The sequence below is a fragment of the Streptomyces thermoalcalitolerans genome, assembly GCF_039525155.1.
GTDB lineage: Bacteria > Actinomycetota > Actinomycetes > Streptomycetales > Streptomycetaceae > Streptomyces > Streptomyces thermovulgaris.
The window spans coordinates 42,887-65,967 of the sequence record NZ_BAAAHG010000039.1; the positions used below are offsets into that span (position 1 = coordinate 42,887).

Below are 23,081 nucleotides of genomic sequence, written 5' to 3' on the forward strand. Positions count from 1 at the left end.
GTCCGTCACCCGGTGGCCGCGGCGGCGCCCAGGCGCTTGTAGTAGAGCGTGGTGGGCCGCAGCGCGCCGGCCGGGTCGGCGGCGTAGTCCGGGATCACGCCGGCCTGGATCCGGCCGGCCGAACGGTAGAGGTGCTCGGCGGGGCTGCCGGTCTCGGTGTCCAGGTGCAGCAGGGTGATGCCGGCCGCGGCGGCCGCGTCCTCGGCGGTGGCCAGCAGGCGGCGGCCGCGGCGGGGGCGAGCGGGGCGAGGAAGCCGACCGAGGCGCCGCCCGCCACGGCGTCGGTCAGCAGCACGGCCAGGTCCTCGGCGCGTGCGGTGAGCTCGTCGGCGTTCAGCGGATGCACGGCCACGGACACGGCCGTCTGCTCGTTTCTCATGATCCGGAACGCTGTCCCCGGCTGATGACGGGCGTGTTACGTGCCAGCCGCCTCGGCGAGCGCGTCGAGCACCGGACGGATCAGCGGGTGCTCCTCCGCCCCGCGGCGCACGGCGGCGAAGACCCGGCGGGTGGGGGCCACGCCGTCGACGGGGCGTACGACCACACCCGTGAGATCCATGTCACGCAGGGCGGAGCGCGGGACGAGGGCCACGCCCGCGTCGGCCGCGGCGAGCGCCACGACGGCGCGGAAGTCGTCGGAGGAGTGTTCCAGACGCGGCTGGAATCCGGCGTTCTCGCAGGCCAGGACGACCACGTCATGGCAGGGGTTGCCGGAGTAGGGGCCGATCCAGGGGTCCTTGGCCAGCTCGGCGAGCGGGATCCTGGCGGCCTCGGCCAGCCGGTGGGTCACGGGCAGGACCGCGTCGAACGGCTCGGCGTACAGCGGTACATGGGTCAGCCGGGGGTCGTCGGCGGGCGGCGCGCCCCGGTACTCGACGGCGACCGCCACATCGACCTGCCGGTCCATCACCATCGGCAGGCTGGCGTCGCCCTCCGCGTCCAGGACACGGATGCGGATGCCGGGCGCCGTATCCGCCAGGCGGGCCACCGCGGGGGCGACGACCTGGGCGATGCCGGTGGCGAAGGCGGCCACGGTGACGGTCCCGGCCTTGCCGGAGCCGTACGCGGCGAGCTCGGCCTCCGCCCGCTCCAGCTGGGCGAAGACCGCGTGGGCGTGGCTGAGCAGGATCTCGCCGGCCTGGGTGAGCCGTACCCCTTTGGCGCTCCGTTCGACCAGCCGGTGGCCGGTCTCCTGTTCCAGGGCCGTGAGCTGCTGCGAGACGGCGGAGGGGGTGAGGTAGAGCGCGGCGGCCGCGGCCGTCAGCGTGCGGTGGTCGGCCACCGCACGGAGGATGTGCAGCCGCCGCGCTTCAATCATGCGAGTGATTATCGCAAGGTGTCCGACAGGCCGGACTCAGTCCTCCAGGCCGGCGCGGGCGGCGGCGAAGGCCTCCACGGCGCGGTTGACGTCGTCGGTGGAGTGCGCGGCGGACAGCTGCACCCGGATGCGTGCCTCTCCTCGCGGCACGACCGGGTAGGAGAAGCCGATCACGTACACGCCGCGCTCCAGCAGCAGTTCCGCCATCCGGCCCGCCTTGGCCGCGTCGCCGATCATCACCGGCACGATGGGGTGGTCGCCGGGGAGGATGTCGAAGCCCTCCTCGGTCATCCGGCGGCGGAACAGGGCGGTGTTCTCGGTGAGCCGGACCCTCAGGTCGTCCGCGGACTCCAGCAGGTCGAGCACCTTCAGGGAGGCCGCCGCGATCACCGGGGCGAGCGTGTTGGAGAACAGATACGGCCGGGAGCGCTGCCGCAGCAGGGCCACGATCTCGGCGCGGGCGGCGACATAGCCGCCGGAGGCGCCGCCGAGCGCCTTGCCGAGGGTGCCGGTGACGATGTCCACGCGGTCCATGACGCCGTGCAGTTCGGGGGTGCCGCGTCCCTGGGGGCCGACGAAGCCGACGGCGTGCGAGTCGTCGACCATGACCATGGCGTCGTAGCGGTCGGCGAGGTCGCAGATCTCCCGCAGCGGCGCCACATAGCCGTCCATCGAGAACACACCGTCGGTGACGATCAGCTTCCGGCGTGCCCCGCCCTCGGTCGCCTCCTTCAGCTGCCGTTCCAGGTCCGCGAGGTCGCGGTTGGCGTAGCGGAAGCGGCGGGCCTTGGACAGACGGATGCCGTCGATGATGGAGGCGTGGTTGAGGGCGTCGGAGACGACCGCGTCCTCGGGTCCGAGCAGCGTCTCGAACACGCCGCCGTTGGCGTCGAAGCAGGAGGAGTACAGGATGGTGTCCTCCTGGCCGAGGAAGGCCGACAGCCGGGCCTCGAGTTCCTTGTGCACCTCCTGCGTCCCGCAGATGAAGCGGACGGAGGCCATGCCGTAGCCCCAGCGGTCCAGGGCCTCGTGGGCGGCGGCGATCACCTCGGGGTGGTCGGCCAGGCCGAGGTAGTTGTTGGCGCAGAAGTTGAGGACCGGGCCGGGGCGTCCGCCGGCGGTCACCTCGACGGTCGCGGACTGCGGGGTGCCGATGACGCGTTCGGGCTTGTGCAGACCGGCGGCACGGATCTCGTCGAGGGTGGCGCGCAGGTCGTCGCGGACTGAGGTGAACATCGAGGACTCCGTCAGGGGTGAGGGGCGAAGGGGCCGGAAAAAGGGGCGCCGGAGGCGGGCCAGGCGGGGAATCAGACGGTCCAGTCGAGGATGATCTTTCCGCCCTTGCCGCTCGCGGCGTCGGCGAAGGCCGCCTCGAACTCGTCGTAGCCGTACCGTCCGGTGATCACGGGCGTGAGGTCGAGGCCGCCCTCCAGCAGCACCGACATCGCGTACCAGGTCTCGAACATCTCACGGCCGTAGATGCCCTTGATGGTGATCATCGAGGTGACGATCCGGGCCCAGTCGACCGGGAACTCCTGGGAGGGCAGGCCGAGCAGGGCGATCCGGCCGCCGTGCGTCATGTTGGCGATCATGTCGCGCAGGGCCTCGGGGCGGCCGGACATCTCCAGGCCGATGTCGAACCCCTCGCGCAGACCGAGCGTGCGCTGACCCTCGGCGATGGTGGTCCGGGAGACGTCGAGCGCGAGGCTCGCACCGATCGTGCGGGCCAGTTCCAGCCGTTCCTCGCGCACATCGGTGATGACGACGTTGCGCGCGCCCGCGTGCCGTGCGACGGCCGCGGCCATCAGGCCGATCGGGCCCGCACCGGTGATCAGCACGTCCTCGCCGACCAGGGGGAACGACAGGGCGGTGTGCACGGCGTTGCCGAACGGGTCGAAGATCGCGGCGACATCGAGGTCGACGGGGACACGGTGCACCCAGACGTTGCCGGCGGGCAGGGCGACGTACTCGGCGAACGCGCCGTCGCGGCCCACGCCCAGCCCGATCGTGGCCCGGCACAGATGACGGCGCCCGGCCAGGCAGTTGCGGCACTTGCCGCACACCAGGTGGCCCTCGCCGCTGACCAGGTCGCCGGTCTTGATGTCGGTGACGTCACGGCCGACGTCGACGACCTCGCCGACGAACTCGTGCCCGACCACGAGCGGGGTGCGCACGGCCTGCTGCGCCCAGCCGTCCCAGGCCTGGATGTGCAGGTCGGTGCCGCAGATGCCGGTCCGCAGGACCTTGATCAGCACATCACCGGGTCCTATGGCGGGCTCGGGGACGTCCACGAGCCACAGCCCGGGCTCCGCCTTCTGCTTGACCAGCGCCTTCACTGCTACGACTCCTGTGGGTCGGGTCCCGGATCCGGGCATGCCGAAAGAGACCCGCGTCCGGGGAGAGGAGTGGATTCGCACAGCAATCTGCCGCACGGCGCCGCCCGTGGTCCATCGAGGATTTCTTAAGCGCGGCCACAGTTCCGCTTCACGCCGTGTCCCTGGCCGTCCGGCAGCCGTCCGGCGCTCAGAGCAGGAAGCCGTCCTCCTCCAGCCGGGGGGCGAGTTCCGCCGCGGCCGCCTTGATGGTGCGCAGCCCCTCCCGGCCCCACGGCCGCGGTACGACGTCGACGACGCACACCGTGCCCAGCACCATCTGGGTGCTGTCGATGAGCGGGGCGCCGAGGTAGGAGCGGATGCCGAACTCGTCGACGACGGGGTTGCCCGCGAAACGCGGGTAGTCGCAGACCTCCTCCAGCACCAGCGCCTTGCGCCGCACCACGACATGCGGGCAGAAGCCGTGGTCGCGGGGGAGGCGTCGGCCCACTTCGCGCCGGGTTCCGCCGCCACCGGTGTCCGGGTCGGTGTCGACGGTCAGGACGTCGCGCTCGGGCCGGTGCAGCCCGGCGAAGAACTGCCCTTGCTCGTCGAGGAAGTTGACCATCGCATACGGCGCCCGGGTGAGTCCGGCGAGCCGGTCGGCGAAGGCGTCCAGGGCGGGTATGGGACGCTCCCCGAGGCCCAGTTTGCGCAGTCGCCGGGTGCGGGCGGGGGCGTCCTTGTCCTCGGGGGTCAGCAGCAGGCGACCGGCCGGACGCGGCGGGTCGTAGCTCATGACCGGGCTCCGTCGCTGTCGGCGTATGTCATGTGCGGGCTCCGTGGCGGGTAGGCGTGGGCGAGGAGATACCGGACGAGGGCGAGCAGCGTCTGAACGCCCGAGCTGGAGATACGGGCGTCGCAGGTGACGATGGGGATCTCCGGGGCGAGGTCGAGGGCGGCCCGCACCTCCTCGGGGTCGTAGCGGTAGGCGCCGTCGAACTCGTTGATGGCGACGATGAAGGCGAGACCGCGCTGCTCGAAGAAGTCGACGGCCGCGAAGCAGTCCTGCAGCCGCCGGGTGTCGGCGAGGACCACCGCGCCCAGGGCGCCTTCGCACAGCTCGTCCCACATGAACCAGAACCGTTCCTGCCCGGGCGTGCCGAACAGGTAGAGCACATGCCGCGGGTCCAGGGTGATGCGGCCGAAGTCCATCGCCACGGTGGTCTCGACCTTGTTCTCGACACCGTCGAGGCTGTCCGTGGCCGCGCTGGCCGTGGTGAGCAGTTCCTCCGTGCTGAGCGGGGCTATCTCGCTGACTGCGCCGACGAAGGTCGTCTTGCCGACTCCGAACCCGCCCGCCACCAGGATCTTCAGCGCGGTGGGAAAGGGGTCGGAGCCGTCCTGGCCGCTGCCCCGGCCACCCCCGTGGCCTCCGTACTCAGAGCTGTCGTCGTAGTCCATCGAGCACTGCCTCCAGAAGGGCCCTGTCGGTGAGGTGTTGGTGGTACGCGGGGGGCTTGGTGGTGAGCGCCCCGCAGTCGACGAGGTCGGACAGCAGCACCTTGGTCACCGCGGCCGGCAGTTTCAGATGGGCGGCGACCTCGGCGACCGGGACGGGGACGCGGCACAGGTCGAGCGCCTGGCTGTGCTCGGGGCCGAGATAGCCCAGTGGCGTCACCCCGGTGGCCATCACCTGCGACATCAGGTCGAGCGCGATGCTGGGCCGGGTGCGCCCGTCGCTGATCGTGAAGGGGCGCACCAGCCGTCCGGCCGCGTCGTCGAGCCAGGGCCCGTCACCGGCCGTCGCCGCGCTCAAGACCGCAGCGCCGGACGCTCGGCGGACTGCTGCCGGGGGGCGGTGACGAGATAGGGGCGGACGCTCTTGACCAGCATCGCCATCTCGTAGCCCAGGACCGCCGCGTCGGCCTCGCGTCCGGCGAGCACGGCGAGGCAGGTGCCGGAACCGGCGGTGGTGACGAACAGCAGGGTCGAGTCGAGTTCGACGACGACCTGCCGTACGTCGCCGCCGTCACCGAAGCGGACGCCGGCGCTGCGGCCGAGGGAGTACAGGCCGGAGGCCAGGGCGGCCATGTGGTCGGCGCTGTCGTGGTCGAGGCCGTGGACGGCCTTCACCAGCCCGTCGCAGGACAGCAGGACCGCGCTGGTGGTGTGCGGCACACGCTGCACGAGACCGCTCATCAGCCAGTCGAGGTCGGAGACCTGACGGGTCGGCGCATCGCTCGCCATGGTGGATCGACTCCTTGGGGTACGAAGGTCTGCGGAGGCGCTGGGGACGGGAGGCGGGGTGAGGACGGACGACAGTCCGGTCATCCGGCTGGGGCACTCCCGTCGTACCGGGCAGAGGGCCGCGCCTCGGTGGTCGGGTGCGGTGCGTCCAGCGGTCCGTCCAGGGACGGCGGGAGCACCGGGGGCGCCGGGCGCACTGCCTCGCCGGAGAAGTGCGGCTCGTGCGAGCGGGCGGACTCCTCGGCGGCCGACTCCCGGTGGTGCTGGGCCTCGGCGAGTCCGATGCCGCGCCGGAAGGCGGCCATCAGCCCGGGGTCGTGGCCGGCCGTGTGCTCGGAGCCCTGGCGCGGCACCGGGCCGTCGCGCAGCTGCGGCACGATGTGCTCCTGGGCGCGCCGCCGGGGCAGTCGCGGTTTGTCCATGGTCCCCCGGGGCTCTTGCACCGCGCCCGCACGCGGCACGGGCGGCACACCTTCGTGTGCGGCCAGGGCGGCCCGGTCCTCGGCACGGATCCCCGGTACGGCCTTGGCGGGATTGGCCCGCTGCTCCCGTGCCCCGCGGCGGGGCAGGGGGGCCGGGCCGCCCTCGGTGGCGCGCGGGACCGGTACGAGCGGTCCCGGCGGGGCATCACCTCCGGTCGGGGTCGCCCGTGGTGTGGAGGCCGACGCCGCCGGAGCCTGGTAGGGCGGGAGCGGATGCGGGGCGGCGGGGGCGGGGGCGGACGGTCCGGGTGCGCTCGGGATGCCGCTCGGTGGCTGCGGCGACACGACCGGAGGACGTCGTCCGGCGTCCGGTGACGCCCCCTGCGTGTCCTCCGGTACGTCACCGGGTTCGTCCGGGGCGGGCCCCAGAAGGGTCTGCGGCACGACGAGGACGGCCTGGACACCGCCGTAGATGTTGGTCTGCAGCCGGACGGTGATGCCGTGCCGTTTGGCGAGCTGGGAGACCACGAACAGCCCGATACGGCCGTCGGCGAGCAGGCCGGCGACATCGGCCTGCTCGGGGTCGGCCAGCAGGGCGTTCATCCTGGCCTGCTCGTCGACCGGCATGCCCAGGCCCCGGTCCTCGACCTCCACGGCGAGTCCGGAGGTGACGAGGTTGGCGCGCAGCAGCACCTGGGTGTGCGGGGCGGAGAACACCGTGGCGTTCTCGATGAGTTCGGCCAGCAGATGGATGACGTCGGCGACGGCGTGGCCGCGCAGCCGACCGTCGATCGGCGGGACGAGCTTGACCCGCGAGTACTGCTCGACCTCGGCGATGGCGGAGCGCAGCACCTCGGTCATGGAGACGGGGTTGCTCCACTGACGGCGGGAGACGGCGCCGCCGAGGACGGCGAGGTTCTCGGCGTGGCGGCGGATCCGGGTGGCGAGGTGGTCGACGTGGAAGAGGCCCTTGAGCAGGTCGGGGTCCTCGATCTCGTTCTCCAGCTCGTCGAGGATGGAGATCTCGCGGTGCACCAGGGACTGCAGACGCCGGGCGAGGTTGACGAAGACCTCGAGCTTCTGTTCGCTGCCGGCGCGGCTGGACAGCCGGGCCGCCTCGACGACGGCGGCGACGGCACCGTCGTGGGCGCGGGCCAGGTCGGCCGCGAGCAGTTCGAACTCGTCGGCGTCGTCCGGCGGTCCGCCGCGCGTCCTGCGCTGGGCCGGGGTCTCGCCCTGGCGCAGCGCGTCAACGAGGGTGCGCAGGGCGGCCTCGCGGCGCGCGGTGGCGCGGCGCAGCGCGTCGATCCGGTCGTGGACGGACCGGGCGGCCCGGTCGGCGGCGACGGCGGCGGTGGCGACGCCCGCGAGCGTCACACAGAGCGCCCCGGCGAGCACGCCCCAGAGGGTGGGTCCGGGGTGTGTCCCGGTGGAGCGCACGGTGAAGAGCACGGCGGCACCGGCGCTCAGGGCGACCGCGGTCGGCGGCAGCACCGCCAGACGCAGCAACTGGGGCCGTAAGGGGGTCTCGGGCAGCGAGGGGACGGTGCGGGCGACCGGCCGCCCGTGCCGTCCGCCTTCACGGCGGTCGGTGCGGGCGACCGGTGCACGGAGGTGAGACATCTGTTCCTCGTACTGGTCCGTCGGGCCTGTGTGCTCGCGCGTGGGGCACGAGCGGGCATGCGCCATCGCTGTGCCGGCCGACGGAGACATGCGTACGGCCCCGCGTCGCCCGGCGGACACTCACAGTAGTCACGGATGCCTCATGTGCGGCGGGCTGTTGAAAAATCACCCGGCGATCGTCCTGCTCTGGTATGAGAGCCCGTACGGCAGTCCAAGCCCTCCATGACCCTTCATACCACCGACCCGAAAGAAGCCGATCCCTCCTGGTCAGAACCGGTCACGAACGGACGGCGAGGCCCAGGGGCCCTCTGCTCCCCGATGCCTTCGCCCGTCCGCCGACCACCCGTTCTCGCCTTCGCCGGAACGGTCCCGGGTCCGTCGCTGCCCTTCCCGGTGCCCTCCGGACCGTCACCCGCTGTATCGATCCTGCGCCACCCCCACGCCACCCCACGCCACCCCGCGCCACCTCACGCACCACCACGGCTCGGCCGCCCCGTTCGCGGCGGCAGGCGTGTGTGCTGCCATGCGCTTGTACGAAGAGGAACTTGTACGAAGAGAAGCCTGTCTCCCGCCTCAACAGCTCGTTTCCGGTACACCGGCCGACATCGCCGGGCCCCTTTCCTCGGACACGGCGGACACGGCTGACACAGCCGGGAGCACATCGGCGTGTTGATTCCCGGCAGCCCTCAAGCAGGGCACGCACGCGAAAGGTTCCGGCCCGCCTCAGGGCTTCGGCGCGAAACACGAACAGACGAACAGGCGAACGAACAGGAGGAAGCCGCCGCTGCCCGAGAAGGCTCTCGTACAGGATGCGGGCAGGTCAGGCCTCGTCCGTCTCGGACAGGACCTCAGCGATCACGCGGGTGGCGAAATTGCGGTCGTCGGTGAGGCGATTGATGTGCTCCGCGAGCAGGAAGGCGGTGGCCTCCAGGGGAGTCATCTCGTCCCTGGTCCAGTCTCCGTACTGCTTGCGCCACAGGCTGGGGCTCAGACCGGTGCCCGCGGCGATGACCAGGCCGGCCATGGTGGGAATGGTCTCGGGGCGGACGCTCCTGGGCATCATGCGCATCGTGGCCACGAGGTCGGGCACCACGTACTCGATGACGTCCTTGCCGTGGTCCTCGTAGGCCGCCCGCAGCCACTGCATGAACATGAAGATGAGGGTGCACGTGCCGTCCAGCATCTCGTCGACCCCCTCGGGGCCCAGGGACGCGGCGAAGTGGTCGAGCAGCGCCTGCTGGTCGGGATCGGGCTCGGTCCTGCCGTCGTAGACGGCTTTGAGCCGGGAGTCGATCATCATGAGCGCTGCGCTCACATCCCCGACGGGAGCATGCCGGGGGTCGCAGGTCGATGACACAGGAGCCTCCTCGTCTGACCGCGACGGGCAGCGCGGCGTACCCGTACCTTAGACCGCCAAGGAGGCAGGAATCCGGCGAATCCGTGAAAGGCTTCCCGGACAAAAGCCGGACAGAGCGGCGGGCACGAGGAGAGGGCCGCTCACCTGTTCCCCTGTTCCCCGGAGTCGGTCAGGAGCCCTCTTCGAGCGCGGACCGAAGAGCGGTGCACGGCTCAGCGCCTCGGTGCCGCAGCTCCTCCGCGCTCCCCCATGTCCACGGACGATCAGTCCTCGCCGGCCGGCTCGAGGCCGTGTGCCGTCTGCAGAGCAGGCTCCGGCACCGGCCACCTGCGGGTCACCGGTTGCGACACGTCCCGCCACCACGGTCGCGAGGGGATCTCACCGGCGGGCTCGAACGGCCGGCCCGGAGCCGGCAGGGCGACCGTCTGGCCGACCGCCTCGGCCGCGGCCAGCGTCCACTCCCCCGGCTCCGCCCAGGGGTGGAAGGAGAGGTTGAACGTCGCCCAGTGGATCGGCAGCATGACCCCGCTCGGCCGGCCCTGTTGCAGGTCGAGGTGACTCTGGACGCCTTGTGAGGGATTCATGTGGATGTCCGGCCACGCGCCCGGCAGCGGCGCGGAATCCGTGCGGTCCTTGGGCCACCAGTCGGAGTACGCGCCGATCTGGATCATCGTCGCGTCGAACGGACCGTGCTCCGCGCCGATGTCCTTGAAGCCGTCGAATTGACATCCTCCCCGGCCTGAAGGCCGGGGATTCCCGCCTGCTCCCACCGGATGGGTGAGGGCTTCGGGTGGGTTCCTGCTTCACGGCGCTGTGCGGGCAGGAGTGCCCGTCTTACCTGCGCTCCACAGGCTGTCACCGCCAGTCCGGCGGCCCTGGCGACGTTGACCGCCGCGTTGATGTCCCGGTCCAGGACGGCCCCGCACGCCCGGCACGTCCAGGTGCGGACGTGCAGCGGCTTGGGGCCGTCCTTCACCCCGCACACGGAGCACACCTGAGACGTGGGCTCGAAGCGGCCGATCCGGATGAAGGTGCGCCCGTACCGGGCGGCCTTGTACTCCAGCATGCTCACGAACGCCGACCATCCGGCGTCGTGCACGGCTTTCGCGAGCCGCGTGCGGGCCAGGCCCTTGACCGCCAGGTCTTCCACGGCGATCGCTTGGTTGTCGCGGATCAGCTTCGTGGAGAGCTGGTGGTGGAACTCGCGGCGTGCGTCGGCGACACGGGCGTGCGCCCGTGCGAGGCGGATCCTGGCCTTGTCCCGGTTGCGGGAGCCCTTCTGCTTGCGGGACACATCCCGCTGGGCCTTCTTCAGGCGCTCGGCCCGGCGCACAAAGCGCGGGCTGTCGATCTTCGTGCCGTCGGAGAGGACGGCGAAGTGCCCAAGCCCCAGGTCGATACCCACCTCGGGCGTCGTCTGCGGCAGCGGTTTTTCGGGACCGGTCTCGACGACGAAGCTCGCGAAGTACCGGCCCGCCGCGTCCTTCACGACCGTGACCGAGGACGGAGTGGACGGCAGCGTGCGGGACCACTTCACCCGCACGTCGCCGATCTTCGGCAGGCGCAGCTTCCCGCCCGGCGTGATCGACCAGCGGGCGTTGGCGGTGAACCGGACCGCCTGCCGGCTGTCCCGCTTCGACTTGTACCGGGGCGGCCCCGTCTTCGGGCGCTTGCCTTTCAGGCCGTCGAAGAAGTTCCGGTACGCGGCATCCAGGTCCCGCAGCGACTGCTGCAGCACGACGGCCGACACCTCGCCGAGCCACGCGCGCTGCGGAGCTTTCTTCGCCTCGGTGATGAGCTGCTGGGACAGGTCCCCGGTCTTCGGCAGCGGCAGCCCCTGGCTGCGGGCGGTCTCCCGGGCGCGGAGCGCATCGTTGTAGACCACCCGCGCACACCCGAACGCCTTGGCCAGCGCCGTGCGCTGACCGGCGCTCGGGTACAGGCGGAAGCCGTACCGAAGCTGCATGTACATCAGCGTACATCAAGTGATCGCTTGCGTGTACCTTGGCGTACATGAGCGAAGAACCGATCGACCTGTCCGTGGCCGACGCCCGACGCCGGTTCGCCGACGTCCTGAACGCCGCTTCCGCACGAGGCCGCATCACCTACATCACCTCCCGGGGGCGCCGCGTCGCGGCGGTCGTCCCCCTGCCCGTGGCCGAGGCCGCCGAGCGCAGCAAGGAGTGACCGGGAGCCCTCAAGCCAGAAGCCGCGGCGCTCCGCGCCGCAACGATCTGGTCGGCTTCACCCCCCGGGCTGAAGCCCGCAGCACTGCCGACGATTCCGGTAGCCGGTGTCGCCGCTGTGGTAGATCCGGTGTTCCTCGCCCGCGACGACCCAGGAGGCCCAGAGGGTGTGCTGGGGGTTATGCAGGGCGCGTCCGCAGAAGTGGCGGGCCGGGGTGGCGGTGAGGGTGAGACCGCCGACCCTGGTGGACTCGTGCCAGTCCAGTTCGCGTATACGGGTGGTGCGGACGCCCCAGTGCTCCAGGTGGGCGCCGACGCCGAGCGGTACCGCGAAGACGGTGTCCGTGCCGGCCAGCGCCTTGACGGCGGGCATGTCCAGGTGGTCGTAGTGGTCGTGGGAGATGACGACGACGTCGACCGGGCCGAGCGCGGCCGGCGGCAGGGGCAGCGGGTGCAGCCGCCGGGGGCCGGCGAAGGGGAAGGGGGAACAGCGCTCGCCCCACACGGGATCGAAGAGCACCCGTTGTCCGTCCAGTTCCGCGAGCACGCTGGAGTGCCCCAGCCAGGTCAGCCGCAGCCCGGTGGCCGCGGGGCGGGCCAGGTCGGCGAGCGTGGTGGCGTGCACGGGAATGGTGCCTCGCGGGGTGCGGAGGGCACGCTGCTCCTTGTCGAGCCAGAGCTTCACGAGATCGAGCATCGAGCCGGAGGGCCGGGTCCGTGCGGGGCCTCCGGGATTCTGGAAGGCTCCGTCCTTGAAGTGGGGCGACCGGCGGATGCGCGCCATGCGCTCTCCGTCGGGGTCCGCTCCGAATGCCGCGGGCCGCAGGGCGCGAAGCCCGGAGCTCAGAGGACGGAATCCTGCCAACGATGCCTCCGGTGGAGTCGGTCGGACCGTCCATTATGCGGGGCTCCCCAGGATGGAGGATCCCCTCGGCAGGCCGATGTCACATGAGCGCCGCCTCGTCCGTCGTACCGGTGAGGGCACCCGCGCGGTGCCGACGAAAGCCGGTGTACCGACCGATGGACTGGAGGTGGCCGTCCATGGCCCGCATCTCGCTCACTCCGCCCCGCACCCGTTTCTTCCGTGGTGTGGAGTGGTACAGCAGGCGCGTCTACGGCAAGGTCCTCGACCCGCTCCGGGCGCTCGCGCACAACACGCGGGTGTTGTGGACCTATGTGCGCCTGGAGCAGTCGGTGGCGAAGTGGAACAGGCTCGACACCGATCTGAAGGCGCTCGCCGAGATGACCTCGGCCGCCGCGATCGGGTGCTCGTGGTGCATGGACTTCGGCTACTGGGTCAACCGGGAGCGCGGCATGGATCCCCGCAAGGTGCAGGACGTTCCCGTGTGGCGGGACAGTGACGCCTATACGCCGCTGGAGCGCGACGTCATGGAGTACGCCGAGGCCATGACGGCCACGCCGCCCACCGTGGACGACGCCTTGGTCGCCCGGCTGCGCGACCGGCTGGGCGAGCCGGCCCTGGTGGAGCTGACGGCGATGGTGGCACTGGAGAATCTGCGCTCGCGCATCAACTCCTCCCTCGGCCTGACCAGTCAGGGCTTCAAGGATGCGTGCGAGGTGCCGGGAGCCGTACCGGGCGCGAATGCGAACGGGGTTGCCGTGCGGGAGTGACGCGTGAGGCCGGGTCTCGTCCCACCCTGGTGAAGCGGCGGCCGTGGCGAGGTCGTCGTGGGGCGAGACCGCCGTGACAGGGACAGGGAGTGCGTGAAAGGGGTGCGGCATGTTCTCCCGCGCTCGGCCCGGCGCCGGGCGGGCGAGGTGCTCGTCCGGGAACCGGGCCGGGCGCGGGAGACGCCGGACGCGGCGGCCGTCAGGCCACCGCCGCGATCCGCATTTTGATCTCCTCCGGCGACAGGGTGCCCTTGGGCTTCACATGGTCGCCCGAGGACTCGCCGCGCAGCCGGCGGCCGATCCACGGCACCAGGTACTCGCGCGCCCAGTGCACGTCGTCGCGGCGGATCTCCAGCGTGCCGCGCGGCGGCATCGGAGGCCAGGGCTGTTCGGGGTCGGCCGGGACGTCGATGCCGAGGACCTGGCCGGCGCGCAGTGCCACGCGCGTGTGTCCCTCGGGTGAGAGGTGCAGGCGGTCGTCGTCCCAGGCACGGCGGTCCTGGACGCTCTTCAGCGACCACAGGTCGAGCACCGGGCAGCCGTAGCGGTCGGCGATGGCCCGCACATGCCCGTTGTAGGTGGCGATCTTGCCGCGCAGGTGCTTGAGCAGGGGCACGCCCCGGGTGTCGAAGCCGGTGGTCACCATCACGGTGCCCGCGGCGGCGGTGAGCCGGGCGACGGCCTTCTCGAAGCGCTCGGCCACGTCGTCCGGGTCGCCGCCGGGACGGATGAGGTCGTTGCCGCCCGCGCAGAACGAGACCAGGTCGGGGGCGAGTTCGATGGCCTTCGGGACCTGCTCCTCCACGATCTGGTCGAGCAGCTTTCCCCGTACGGCGAGGTTGGTGTACTGGAAGTCGCCCTCAGGCCGCCGATCGGCGAGCAGTACGGCAAACCGGTCGGCCCAGCCGACGAACGCACCGTCGGGGCCGGGGTCGCCGACGCCTTCGGTGAAGCTGTCCCCCACTGCCACGTACGACCCGATCACTGGTCTGTTGTCGCTCTTCGAATCGTCTGCCATATCAGCCCATGATTCACCTTCGAATGTGACCTACGCGACCGTAGGCAGAGGTTGACGGACGGTGAGATTAGCCACGGCACGTCCGTCGGTCACCCCTGGAACGGGCCGGCCGTCAAAGGTGACGGCCGGCCTCGGCCAAGGGGAGGGCGGCGGCCGTCAGCCCAGGGTGGCGCCGCGCGCGCGGAGGTAGGCGACCGGGTCGATGTCCGAGCCGTAGTTCGGCGTGGTACGGATCTCGAAGTGCAGGTGCGGGCCGGTCACATTGCCGGTGGCGCCGGACAGGCCGACCCGCTGCCCCGTGCTCACGCTCTGGCCGGCCGAGACGGAGATCGACGACAGGTGGGCGTACTGGGCGTAGTGGCCGTCGTTCAGCCTGATGACGACCTGGTTGCCGTAGGCGCCGCCCCAGCCCGCGGAGACGACCGTGCCGGCACCGACGGCCCGGACCGGGGTGCCGGTCGGGACGGCGAAGTCGACACCGGTGTGGTAGCCGCTGGACCACCTGCCGCCGGCCACGCGGTAGCCGGTGCCGACTCCCTTGCCGGCCACCGGGAAGGTGAAGCCGGTGGAGACCCTCTCCGCGGTCTGGGGGGCCTGCTGCGCCTTCGGGGCCGAGGACAGCTCGGAGGCGGACTTGGAGGTGAGCTTGAAGGAGGGCGCGGCGGACGGCTTGGAGGACGGCGTGGAGGAGCCGCCGGACGCCGAGGACGTGGGCGCCTTGGCGGTGCCGGCCGACGCGGCCCTGCCGTCGAGGACGAGCTTCAGGCCCGGGTGGATCAGCGACGGGTTGTCACCGACGGCCTGGCGGTTGTCCGCGTAGAGCTTCTGCCAGCCGCCGCGGATGCCGTGCTCGTCGGCGATCGTGGAGAGGCAGTCGCCGGTCCGGACGGTGTAGATCCGTACGCCCGTGCTCTCGGCGGCGGTGTTCTTCCCGGTCACCGGCTTGGCCGCCGGCACGGCCTGCACGGCCTTTTCCGCCGCGGAGTGCGCGGGGGCCGCGTGCGCGCCCGTCGCCGAGACGAGCGGGAGGGCGAAGGCGGCGCCACCGGTTCCGGCGGCGAGGAGGGAGCGCGTGAGACGACGGGTCTTCGGACGACGGTGCTTACCCTTCGCGGGCATGGGGCATTCCTCTCCGGCGCCTGCGAGGTGAGCTGTCGGGTTCGGGCTGGAGCTGCCCGGCCGCACAACGCGGCTTCACCCCGAGCCTGTTCCGGAGAACCGGACCAGGCGGTGAATCGTGGGTCCCCCGCTCCTGCCGTGCACGGGTGGGTGTGCGGGTCCCCGGACGGCGGCAGGACTCGGCGTCCGTCCGGATCGGTGTGGACCGTAGGCGACCGGCACGCACAGGGACAAGCAGATGATCCCCTTTTCCTCGCCTTTCGCATGATCCATCACGGGGACCGGCCATCACACCGCGTGAATTCGATCTTCTGTCCGCCCCTCAAACCGCTGGATGCACAACGGGATTACGTGGACACGGCAAGAAACGCACCGTCACCACTGTGAAACGTGTCACGCGAGCGGCTTCAGCAGGCCTTATTTAGGGGCAAGTTCACCGTAAATGCGCAATTCAGACAGAAGGGTTAGACGCGACAGAGACGGATGACTGTCGCATCGACATCGCCCCGTAGCCCGGTGCGCATCCCGTGGTGCAGCAGCACGGCCCCCCGGTGCACCTCCCCGGTCTCCCGGCAGACGTACGACGCCGCCGGGTCGAGGCCGCGCAGCCGCAGCGGGGGCGGAGGCTCGCCGTAGTGCTGTGCCTGGAGCCAGGCGAGGACGACGGTCTCGTCCCCGAGGACGTACTGCACCGCGCTCAGCCCGCCGTGCGGGGGCCGCAGCCGGTACAGGTCGCCGCGCTGGACCACGGGCCGGATCTCCTTGTAGAGGGCGATCCAGTCCCGCGCCTCGGCCAGTTCCTCCTCCGTCCACCGGCTGAGGTCGCCGCCCACCCCGAGCACCCCGGCCATGGCGCTCACGAACCGGAAGCGCAGCCCGCTGACGCGTCCCGACAGGACGTTCGGGCTGTCGGTGACCCAGGCGGCCATGACCCGTGCGGGGTGGAGATGACTGAAGCCGTGCTGGATGGCGAGCCGGTCGAGCGGATCGGTGTTGTCGGAGGTCCACACCTGGTCCGTACGGGACAGGATGCCGAGATCGACCCGGCCGCCGCCGCCCGAGCAGGACTCGAAGGCCACCCCCGGGTGCGCGGCCCGCAACCGGTCCAGCAGGGCGTACAGCGCGCGCACATGGTCGACCCACAGGCGCTGCGGGTACGGGTCCCCGGGCCAGCCCGCGTCGGTGAAGCAGCGGTTGAAGTCCCACTTCACATAGTCGATCGGGGTGCCCGAGAGCAGTCCGTGGAGCTGTTCCCACAGGTACTCCTGGACATCCTCGCGCGCGAGGTTGAGCACCAGCTGATGGCGGAACTCCGTCCGCCTGCGTCCCGGTTGGTACTGCACCCAGTCGGGGTGCGCGCGGTACAGGTCGCTGTCGGGGCTGACCATCTCCGGTTCGACCCAGATGCCGAACTGCATCCCGAGGCCGTGCACATGGTCGGCGAGCGGCTTCAGACCGCCGGGGAACCGGTCGGGGTTGGGCCACCAGTCGCCGAGTCCGGCGCGGTCGCCGGTGCGGGCGCCGAACCAGCCGTCGTCGACCACGAACAGCTCCACACCGATCTCCGCCGCCCGCCGCGCCAGCTCCCGCTGCCGTTCCTCGCTGATGTCGAACCCCGTGGCCTCCCAGGAGTTGTAGAGCACCGGCCGGTCCCGGTCCGCGTCCGGGACGACGTACGTCCGCTGGTAGGCGTGCCAGGCGCGGCTCGCGCCGCCGTGGCCGCCGTCGCTCCACAGCCCGGCGAAGACGGGGGTGGTGTACGACTCCCCGGGCCGGAGCATCAGCAGCCCCGAGTCGTCGTGTCCGGCGCCCCCGGTGATCTGCACGCGCGCGTGGGGGAGCTGGGCGACGGCGATCCGCCACGACCCGGACCAGCCCAGCGCGCAGCTGTAGACCTCGCCGTGCTCCTCGGTGGCGTCGGTGTCGAGGGCGACCCAGGGCAGGTGCTGGTGCCCGGTGTGGCCGCGGCGGCTGCCGAGGACCTTCTCGCCGTAGGTGAGGTCGGTGCGCACCAGGCGGGACTCGGCGGCCCAGCGGCCGTGCAGCTGGGACAGCCGCCAGCCCTCGCGCTCGGGCAGGGTCCAGGTGGCGGAGTCGGCGCGCAGCAGTTCCACGGCGTCGGGCCCCTGGTTGTCGAGGGTGACCCAGCGCTCGACGACATCGCCGCGCATGCGGTAGTGCAGGGTGATGCGCAGTCCCGAGTCGCGGAACCGTAAGCACAGTTCGTCACCCTCGTCCCTGCATGTCTCGTATGTCTCGAACGTCCACTCGGTGCCGCGTCGTTCGGCGGTGCGTACGGACAGCGCGGGCCTCACGAAACGGGGGCCGCCCTCGACCGGGTACTCCTCGTGCCCGTCGAGCGGGGATTCGAAGGGGTGGTAATCGGGCAGCGGGCGGGCGGCCAGGGCCTCGGCGTCGGCGAGCCCGATACGGGGACCCCAGTGCAGATGGAGCAGTTCGCCGTGCGCAGTGAGACGGAGGGCGTAACTGCTCGTGGGACCGGTCAGCAGCCAGGTGCGGCCGTCGTCGGCGGTCTGGAGCATGCGTCCCTCCTGTCGGAGCCGGACGGATCAGCGCAAGCACGGACATCATCCGGGCGGAGCGGCGCTCGGGCAACGGTTGTGGACAACTCATTTGCCCAGGGAAGCCATGTCGTATGGTCGAAGCCGCGCCCGCTGACGAGCCGTGACGGCGGGGCCGACAGGGAGGAGTTCCCGTGACGCAGCAGGTCCCCTCTACCGAACCCGAGCTGGTCGGAGTGCGCAACTTCCGCGATGTGGGCGGGCTGCCGACCGTGGACGGCCGGCGGGTGCGTCGGGGAGTGCTGTTCCGCAGCGGCCATCTCGCGCACGCGACCGAGAAGGACGCGGCGTTCCTGGGGTCCCTGGGCCTGCGCACGATCTTCGACTTCCGCAACGCGGCCGACAAGAAGCTGGAAGGGCCGGACATCGAGCTGCCCGGTGTGCGGAATGTGAACCTGCCGCTGAGCGACCCGGCGGACGGTGCGGAGTTCTGGCGGATGGTCCGCGACGGCGACCTCGACCAGCTGCGCGGCATCCTGGCCGACGGCAAGGGCGTGAACCGGATGATCGCCTCCTATCGGACGATCATCAAGGAGCGCACCAGGGAGCACTCCCAGGTGCTGCACGCCCTCGCCGAGGACAGCGTTCCGGTCCTGATGCACTGCGCCGCGGGCAAGGACCGCGCGGGTCTGTCGATCGCGGTGACCCTGCTCGCCCTGGGTGTGGAGCAGGACGCGATCGTCGCGGACTACCTGGAGTCGAACGCCCCGCACCGCCGTTACAAGGTGCGCCGCAGCAGCACCTCGGCCTCGGCCTACTCCCCCGAGGTCATGGAGCTGCTCGCCCCCCTGTTCGACGCGCGCGTCGAGTACCTCATGGCGGCCCTGGAGACCATCGAGGAGACCTGGGGCGGCGTCGACCCCTACCTGGAGCGCGGACTGCGGCTGGCCCCCGAGACCCGGGAGCGGCTGCGCGAGCGGCTCCTGGACTGACCTCGCGCGGGGCCGCCCGGAGCCGTCACCCGGCGCCGACCTCGAACAGCAGCCAGATGAACCCGGCGACGAGATGTCCGACAACGGTGTAGACGACGAGCCGGACCCACAGGGCGCGCGGGAACTTCTCTTCCAGGTTGCTCATGGCCTCTCTCCGGTGAGGTGCCCCAGGCACAGGGCGGTCGCGGGGCTTTGCAGCAGGGTGTGCACGAACAGGAGCTCGACCCCGTCGGGGTCCTCGGCCGCGATGCGGTGCGGGGTCAGGGAGTCGTAGTGCGCGCTGTCGCCCGGGGCGAGCAGATGCGCGCCGTCCCCGAGGCGCAGCCGGAGGCGCCCCTTGAGGACGTACAGCCACTCCTCGCCGGGGTGCACCCGCACGATGTCGCCCTGGGAGCCGTGGGGGACGCGGACCCTGAGGGCCTGCATGCCCCGCCCGGAGGCGCCGGCCTGCCAGTACGTCCAGCCGCCGGCCCGTGTCGGCTCCATCTCGTCGGCGTGGACGACCGCGTCCCGGCCGACGGCCGTCTCGCCGAGCAGTTCGGAGACGGTCGTACCGTAGACGCGGGCGAGCGCGAGCAGCATCGGCAGCGAGGGCTGGCGCCGGCCCGTCTCCAGACGGGAGAGGTGGGCGGGCGACAGCCCGGCGGCGCGGGCCGCCGCCTCCAGGGTCAGGGAGGCACGGCGGCGCAGCGCGCGCAGCTGCGGTGCGACGGCGGGCAGGTCCTCGACCGGCCCCGCCGAGGGCTGGGACTCGGGGGAGCTCACTCCTCCATTTCAGTGACGGCTTTGTCCAGGAGGCAAATCTTTTGCCCCAGAGGCAAGGCGCGGCAGATGACGCTCACCGGTGGGCGACCGCCTGCTTGACCAGTGTTTTGCCGAAGTCCCACATCAGCCCGCCCTCGTGGGCGTCGTCCATCACGGCGGTGAAGGCGTCCATGAACCGGTCGACCTCCGCCTCCCCGATGATCAGCGGCGGGATCAGCTTGATCACCTCCAGGTGGTCGCCGGAGACCTGGGTCAGAATACGGTGGCGCTGCAGCAGCGGGACGACCACCATCTGCGCGAACAGCCCCTTGCGGGCCGCCTGGAGCACACTCCAGCGCCCGCGCAGCCTCAGCGACGCCGGCCGGCCGAACTCGATGCCGATCATCAGGCCCCGGCCGCGTACGTCGGCGAGCAGCTCGTAGCGGTCGACGAGCGCCGCCAGCCGGGATTTCAGCAGCTCGCCGGTGGCCCGGGCGTTCGCGACGATCTGCTCGTTCTCGATCACCGACAGCACCGCCAGCCCCGCCGCCATGGCCTGGGCGTTGGAGCCGAAGCTCGCCGAGTGGACCAGGACGCGGTCGATCGACGAGTAGACCTTCTTGAAGATCCAGTCCTTGCCGAGGGTCGCCCCCACCGGCACATAGCCGCCGGAGAGGGCCTTGGCCACGCACACCAGGTCCGGTTCGACGCCCTCTTCGTGCTGATGGGCGTAGAAGTCCCCGGTGCGGCCGAGGCCGGTCTGCACCTCGTCGGCGATCAGCAGCGCCTTGTGCCGGTGCAGCAGCTGCTGTGCGGCGCGCAGATAGCCGGGCGGGGCCTCGTGCACGCCCTTGCCCTGGATCGGCTCGACGATCAGGGCGGCCACGTCCCCCTTGCGCAGCTCCCGTTCGAGTGCGTCGAGGTCGCCGAGGGGGACGGCGGTGTCGGGCAGCAGCGGGGCGAAGCCGTCGCGGAAGCCGTTCTCGCCGTTGACGGACAGGGAGCCGGTGGTCAGGCCGTGGAAGGCGTGCTCGCAGTAGAGGATCCGCGGCTTGCCGGTCGCGCGGCGGGCGAACTTCAGCGCGGTCTCCACCGCCTCCGTGCCGCTGTTGCCGAAGAACACCCGGTCCAGGTACGGGCTGTGGGCGAGCAGCCGTTCCGCCAGCAGTCCGGGCAGCGGCGGGCAGTCGAAGCGGGTCAGGTCGGCGAGCTGGGCGTCCAGCACGTCGTGCAGCGCCTTGCGGACGACGGGGTGGTGCCGGCCCAGGCCCATCACACCGAACCCGGAGAGCATGTCCAGGTAGTCGTTGCCGTCCGCGTCCCAGAAGTACGCGCCCTCGGCCCGCTCGTAGACCTTGTCGAAGCCGATGGTGCGCAGCATGCGCGGCAACTGGTGGTTGAGGTGTCGGGTGTGCAGCTCGTAGCGTTCGGCTCCGCGCTCGGACAGGAGTCTGCCGAGGTCGAACTCCGTGGTCATTCGACGTTCTCCTTGACTGCCGTGACGGCTCCGGCCTGTTTGCTGACGGCCAGGCTCGCGCTGATCCGTCCGGCGACATCGACCGGGGTGAGACCGATGTCGGCCAGGACCTCCCCGCGCCGGGCGTGCGCGAGGAACTGCTCGGGAATGCCGAACCGCCGCAGTGGTACGTCGACCTCGGCGTCGCTCAGGGCGAGGGCCACCGCGGCGCCGACGCCGGCCGCGCGGCTGTTGTCCTCGGCCACGGCCACCAGGCGGTGCGTGCCGGCCAGGCCCGGCAGCGCCGGGTCGACGGGCTTGACCCAGCGCGGGTCGACGACGGTGCAGCCGATGCCGCGTGCCTGGAGCAGCTCGGCGGCCTGCAGGCACACGGAGGCCATCACCCCGACGGCGACCAGGAGCACCTCGGGCCGCTCGTCCCGGTGCAGGACGTCCATGCCGCCCACCCGGTCGATCGCCGGGATCTCCGGGCCCACCTGTTCCTTCGGGAAGCGGATCAGTGTCGGCGCGTCGTCCACGGCGACGGCCTCGCGCAGCTGGGTGCGCAGCTGGCCGGCGTCGCGGGGAGCGGCGATCCTGAGGCCGGGGACGACCTGGAGCACGGACAGGTCCCACATGCCGTTGTGGGAGGGCCCGTCGGTGCCGGTCACACCGGCCCGGTCCAGGACGAAGGTGACCCCGCAGCGGTGCAGGGCCACGTCCATCAGCACCTGGTCGAAGGCGCGGTTGAGGAAGGTGGCGTAGACGGCGACGACCGGGTGCAGCCCGCCGGTCGCGAGGCCCGCCGCACAGGCGACCGCGTGCTGCTCGGCGATGCCGACGTCCCACACCCGGTCCGGGAACCGCTCGGCGAATCTGCCGAGTCCCACCGGGTGCAGCATGGCGGCGGTGATCGCCACGACGTCGTCCCGCTCCTCGCCGATCCGTACGATCTCGTCGCCGAACACCGAGGTCCAGGACGGGCCGCCGGCCGGGGCGAGAGGCGCGCAGGTGCGCGGGTCCATCGCCCCGACGGTGTGGAAGTGGTCCTCCTCGTGGGCGAGGGCGGGTGCGTAGCCGCGGCCCTTCTCGGTGATGCAGTGGACCAGGACGGGGCCGCGGAAGCGTTTGGCGCGGCGCAGCGCCGACTCGACGGCGCGGAGGTCGTGCCCGTCGACGGGACCGAGGTACTTCAGCCCCAGGTCCTCGAACAGGCCCTGCGGCGCGAACACGTCCTTGAAGCCCTTCTTCGCGCCGTGCAGCGCGTCGTAGAGGACGTTGCCGACGACGGGGGTGCGCTGCAGGACGTTCTTGCCCCAGGCCAGCACCTCCTCGTAGCCGTTGCTGGTGCGCAGGGCGGCCAGGTGACGGGCGAGACCGCCGATGGTCGGCGCGTAGGAGCGCTCGTTGTCGTTGATGACCATGATCAGCGGCCGGTTCCGGGCGGCGGCGATGTTGTTGAGCGCCTCCCAGGCCATGCCGCCGGTCAGTGCGCCGTCCCCGACGACGGCGACGATGTGCCCCTTCTCCCCCTGCACCTGGCGTGCCTTGGCCAGTCCGTCGGCCCAGCCGAGCGCGGTGGAGGCATGGCTGTTCTCGATGACGTCGTGCTCGGACTCCGCGCGCGAGGGGTAGCCGGACAGTCCCCCCTTGCCGCGCAGCTTGGAGAAGTCCTGGCGCCCCGTCAGCAGTTTGTGCACATAGCTCTGGTGGCCGGTGTCCCACAGGATCCGGTCGACCGGTGACTCGAAGACCCGGTGCAGTGCGACGGTGAGTTCCACCACCCCCAGGTTGGGCCCGAGGTGACCGCCGGTCCTGCTCACCGCTTGCACCAGGAACTCACGTATCTCGTCGCACAGTTCACCGAGTTCCGCCTCGGACAGCGCCTTCAGGTCGCGTGGTCCCCGGATTCTCTCCAGAATGGTCACTCCGGTCCCCCTCTCGGTCCGCGCCGCTCTACTGACTCACTGTCACTGTCGGGGTCCCCGCGGCGGTGGAGCCGCCCGGTGCGTCCCCGCTCCGCTCCATCCGCCGGGCGAGTTTCATGGCCTCCTCGATCAGGGTCTCCACGATCTTCGACTCCGGAACGGTCTTGATCACCTCTCCCCTGACGAAGATCTGCCCCTTGCC

The 23,081-nt window shown here is 71.4% G+C and carries 20 protein-coding genes, 4 pseudogenes and 1 riboswitch; of the genes and pseudogenes, 3 read left to right on the forward strand and 21 right to left on the reverse strand.

The annotated features are described in order from the left end of the window. Positions 1-5: 5 nt before the first annotated feature. From ABD224_RS29495 to ABD224_RS20965, 12 genes and pseudogenes are all read right to left on the reverse strand, one after another. A pseudogene (locus ABD224_RS29495) lies at positions 6-227 on the reverse strand (N-acetyltransferase); the annotation flags it as partial. A 188-nt stretch (positions 228-415) separates the two neighbouring features. After that, positions 416-1,318 (reverse strand): LysR family transcriptional regulator, encoded by a 903-nt coding sequence (locus ABD224_RS20915; protein ID WP_344052121.1) that lies wholly within the window; start codon positions 1,316-1,318, stop codon positions 416-418. Positions 1,319-1,354: 36 nt separating this feature from the next. Then, complete coding sequence (locus ABD224_RS20920) at positions 1,355-2,554, reverse strand: glycine C-acetyltransferase (protein ID WP_344052124.1); 1,200 nt, start codon at positions 2,552-2,554, stop codon at positions 1,355-1,357. A 71-nt stretch (positions 2,555-2,625) separates the two neighbouring features. Further along, positions 2,626-3,654 carry an L-threonine 3-dehydrogenase gene (tdh, locus tag ABD224_RS20925; RefSeq protein WP_344052126.1) on the reverse strand — a complete coding sequence of 343 codons (1,029 nt, stop codon included), beginning with the start codon at positions 3,652-3,654 and terminating at the stop codon, positions 2,626-2,628. Positions 3,655-3,841: 187 nt separating this feature from the next. Continuing rightward, the gene (locus tag ABD224_RS20930) at positions 3,842-4,429 is read right to left on the reverse strand and encodes a GAF domain-containing protein (RefSeq protein ID WP_344052128.1); all 588 of its coding nucleotides are present in this window, start codon (positions 4,427-4,429) and stop codon (positions 3,842-3,844) included. Then, positions 4,426-5,094, reverse strand: a complete 669-nt coding sequence (locus ABD224_RS20935) for a GTP-binding protein (protein ID WP_344052130.1) — start codon at positions 5,092-5,094, stop codon at positions 4,426-4,428. The genes ABD224_RS20930 and ABD224_RS20935 overlap by 4 nt, the downstream gene beginning before the upstream one ends. Continuing rightward, complete coding sequence (locus ABD224_RS20940) at positions 5,072-5,449, reverse strand: DUF742 domain-containing protein (protein ID WP_344052132.1); 378 nt, start codon at positions 5,447-5,449, stop codon at positions 5,072-5,074. The genes ABD224_RS20935 and ABD224_RS20940 overlap by 23 nt, the downstream gene beginning before the upstream one ends. Continuing rightward, the gene (locus tag ABD224_RS20945; protein ID WP_344052135.1) at positions 5,446-5,880 is read right to left on the reverse strand and encodes a roadblock/LC7 domain-containing protein; all 435 of its coding nucleotides are present in this window, start codon (positions 5,878-5,880) and stop codon (positions 5,446-5,448) included. Before ABD224_RS20945 ends, ABD224_RS20940 begins: the two co-directional genes overlap by 4 nt. Positions 5,881-5,960: 80 nt before the next feature. Next, positions 5,961-7,925, reverse strand: coding sequence for an ATP-binding protein (locus ABD224_RS20950; protein WP_344052137.1), 1,965 nt, complete (start codon positions 7,923-7,925; stop codon positions 5,961-5,963). Positions 7,926-8,745: 820 nt separating this feature from the next. Continuing rightward, positions 8,746-9,282: a hypothetical protein gene (locus tag ABD224_RS20955; protein ID WP_344052139.1), complete on the reverse strand. Its 537-nt coding sequence runs from the start codon at positions 9,280-9,282 to the stop codon at positions 8,746-8,748. A gap of 263 nt (positions 9,283-9,545) precedes the next feature. Next, positions 9,546-10,004 (reverse strand): annotated as a pseudogene (locus tag ABD224_RS20960) (MBL fold metallo-hydrolase); the annotation flags it as partial. Further along, positions 9,950-11,248: an RNA-guided endonuclease InsQ/TnpB family protein gene (locus ABD224_RS20965; RefSeq protein ID WP_344052142.1), complete on the reverse strand. Its 1,299-nt coding sequence runs from the start codon at positions 11,246-11,248 to the stop codon at positions 9,950-9,952. The pseudogene ABD224_RS20960 and the gene ABD224_RS20965, both read right to left, overlap by 55 nt. A gap of 47 nt (positions 11,249-11,295) precedes the next feature. On the opposite strand from ABD224_RS20965, the gene ABD224_RS20970 reads away from it, so the two are divergent. Continuing rightward, positions 11,296-11,469 (forward strand): type II toxin-antitoxin system prevent-host-death family antitoxin, encoded by a 174-nt coding sequence (locus ABD224_RS20970; protein WP_344052144.1) that lies wholly within the window; start codon positions 11,296-11,298, stop codon positions 11,467-11,469. 99 nt (positions 11,470-11,568) lie between these two features. On the opposite strand, the pseudogene ABD224_RS20975 reads toward ABD224_RS20970, so the two are convergent. Beyond that, positions 11,569-12,333: pseudogene (locus tag ABD224_RS20975) on the reverse strand (MBL fold metallo-hydrolase); the annotation flags it as partial. A 176-nt stretch (positions 12,334-12,509) separates the two neighbouring features. Between ABD224_RS20975 and ABD224_RS20980 the strand changes: the two are divergent. Further along, positions 12,510-13,100, forward strand: coding sequence for a carboxymuconolactone decarboxylase family protein (locus ABD224_RS20980; protein ID WP_344052146.1), 591 nt, complete (start codon positions 12,510-12,512; stop codon positions 13,098-13,100). A gap of 199 nt (positions 13,101-13,299) precedes the next feature. Here the strand turns inward: ABD224_RS20980 and ABD224_RS20985 are convergent, their stop codons facing one another. From ABD224_RS20985 to ABD224_RS20995, 3 genes are all read right to left on the reverse strand, one after another. Then, entirely contained in the window at positions 13,300-14,085 is a 786-nt protein-coding gene (locus tag ABD224_RS20985) for an SGNH/GDSL hydrolase family protein (RefSeq protein ID WP_344052174.1), read from the reverse strand. A 189-nt stretch (positions 14,086-14,274) separates the two neighbouring features. Then, positions 14,275-15,237 (reverse strand): M23 family metallopeptidase, encoded by a 963-nt coding sequence (locus tag ABD224_RS20990; RefSeq protein WP_344052148.1) that lies wholly within the window; start codon positions 15,235-15,237, stop codon positions 14,275-14,277. Positions 15,238-15,241: 4 nt separating this feature from the next. Further along, positions 15,242-15,396: riboswitch (cyclic di-AMP (ydaO/yuaA leader) on the reverse strand. A 305-nt stretch (positions 15,397-15,701) separates the two neighbouring features. After that, complete coding sequence (locus ABD224_RS20995; protein WP_344052150.1) at positions 15,702-17,780, reverse strand: alpha-galactosidase; 2,079 nt, start codon at positions 17,778-17,780, stop codon at positions 15,702-15,704. Positions 17,781-17,953: 173 nt separating this feature from the next. On the opposite strand from ABD224_RS20995, the gene ABD224_RS21000 reads away from it, so the two are divergent. Beyond that, positions 17,954-18,751 (forward strand): tyrosine-protein phosphatase, encoded by a 798-nt coding sequence (locus ABD224_RS21000; RefSeq protein ID WP_344052152.1) that lies wholly within the window; start codon positions 17,954-17,956, stop codon positions 18,749-18,751. Positions 18,752-18,776: 25 nt separating this feature from the next. Here the strand turns inward: ABD224_RS21000 and ABD224_RS21005 are convergent, their stop codons facing one another. The 5 genes and pseudogenes from ABD224_RS21005 to ABD224_RS21025 form a co-directional block, all read right to left on the reverse strand. Then, a complete protein-coding gene (locus ABD224_RS21005) occupies positions 18,777-18,896 on the reverse strand; it encodes a DUF6126 family protein (RefSeq protein ID WP_067393964.1) in 120 nt (39 codons plus the stop codon). Next, on the reverse strand, positions 18,893-19,516 hold the full coding sequence (locus ABD224_RS21010) for a helix-turn-helix domain-containing protein (protein WP_344052157.1): 624 nt from the start codon (positions 19,514-19,516) through the stop codon (positions 18,893-18,895). The genes ABD224_RS21005 and ABD224_RS21010 overlap by 4 nt, the downstream gene beginning before the upstream one ends. Before the next feature lie 73 nt (positions 19,517-19,589). Beyond that, complete coding sequence (locus ABD224_RS21015) at positions 19,590-20,972, reverse strand: aspartate aminotransferase family protein (RefSeq protein ID WP_344052159.1); 1,383 nt, start codon at positions 20,970-20,972, stop codon at positions 19,590-19,592. After that, a complete protein-coding gene (gene dxs / locus ABD224_RS21020) occupies positions 20,969-22,879 on the reverse strand; it encodes a 1-deoxy-D-xylulose-5-phosphate synthase (protein WP_344052161.1) in 1,911 nt (636 codons plus the stop codon). The genes ABD224_RS21015 and dxs overlap by 4 nt, the downstream gene beginning before the upstream one ends. Before the next feature lie 28 nt (positions 22,880-22,907). Then, positions 22,908-23,081: pseudogene (locus tag ABD224_RS21025) on the reverse strand (flavodoxin-dependent (E)-4-hydroxy-3-methylbut-2-enyl-diphosphate synthase); the annotation flags it as partial.